This is a genomic window from Pseudomonas weihenstephanensis, from assembly GCF_001043055.1.
Lineage (GTDB): Bacteria > Pseudomonadota > Gammaproteobacteria > Pseudomonadales > Pseudomonadaceae > Aquipseudomonas > Aquipseudomonas weihenstephanensis.
Map to the genome: position 1 here is coordinate 1 of NZ_JYLF01000025.1, position 925 is coordinate 925.

The 925-nt window shown below is 59.9% G+C and carries 2 protein-coding genes and 1 pseudogene; all 3 read left to right on the forward strand.

The features are described from left to right. Nucleotides 1–372, forward strand: a pseudogene (locus tag TU86_RS22040) (terminase large subunit); the annotation flags it as partial. Continuing rightward, nucleotides 369–533 carry a hypothetical protein gene (locus TU86_RS23115; protein ID WP_088500081.1) on the forward strand — a complete coding sequence of 55 codons (165 nt, stop codon included), beginning with the start codon at nucleotides 369–371 and terminating at the stop codon, nucleotides 531–533. The pseudogene TU86_RS22040 and the gene TU86_RS23115, both read left to right, overlap by 4 nt. Beyond that, nucleotides 526–925, forward strand: a 400-nt coding sequence (locus tag TU86_RS22045) for a phage portal protein (RefSeq protein WP_048366446.1), incomplete at its 3' end; no start/stop codon positions are given. The genes TU86_RS23115 and TU86_RS22045, both read left to right, overlap by 8 nt.

Consider the following 925-nt stretch of genomic DNA (forward strand, 5'->3'; position numbering starts at 1 on the left):
GACAAGGTCGGTCTCGATCCGGCAGGTATCGGCGCGATTCTCGATGCCCTGGTCGAGGCCGGTGTCCCTGAAGAGAAGGTCATCGGCATTTCACAAGGCTGGAAACTGGGAGGCGCGATCAAAACCGCCGAACGCAAACTCGCTGAGGGCGGCTTGATCCACGGCGGCCAACCGATGATGGCCTGGTGCTGCGGCAACGCCAAAGTTGAGCCGCGCGGCAACTCGATCCTCATTACCAAACAGGCTTCAGGCTCGGCCAAGATTGACCCGCTCATGGCCACTTTCAACGCCGTCACGCTGCTCTCACTCAACCCCGAAGGCCGGGGCAATGACGACTTTATGGACGCCATCAGGAACCCGATCATCGTATGAACATGCCACTGCTTATCTTTGTGTTATCCGCGCTGGCCGGTTTGCTGCTGGCTGTGGCCGGGGTCTTTGTGTTGTCCGGTCCAGGCTGGGCACTGATTGCCAGTGCGATCGCGCTCTTGCTGGTCGCAGCCTTTGTGCGCAAGGGGCTGATCAGTGAGTAAATCCTTGGCGACTGTCATCGGTCGCGCGGCTTCACGGCCCAGTGCCTCACTCAGTGGCTTCTTGGGCAAAGCAATCAAGCTCACCGACGGCGAGTTCTGGAACAACGTACTCGGCAACACCTCAAGCTCCGGCAAAACCGTCACCATCGACAGCGCCATGCACCTGTCCGCCGTATGGGCATGTGTGCGGATCATCTCCACCTCAGTGGCAGGTCTGCCGCTAGGGGTTTTCAAGCGCGAGGCAGACGGCGGGCGCGTGGATGCACGGGACTTCGCGCTGTACGACGTAATTCATAACAGCCCCAATGAAGACATGACGGCGTTCCAGTTCTGGCAGGCGGTCGTGGCCTCAATGCTGTTGCAGGGCAATGCCTACTGCGAGATTCACCGGG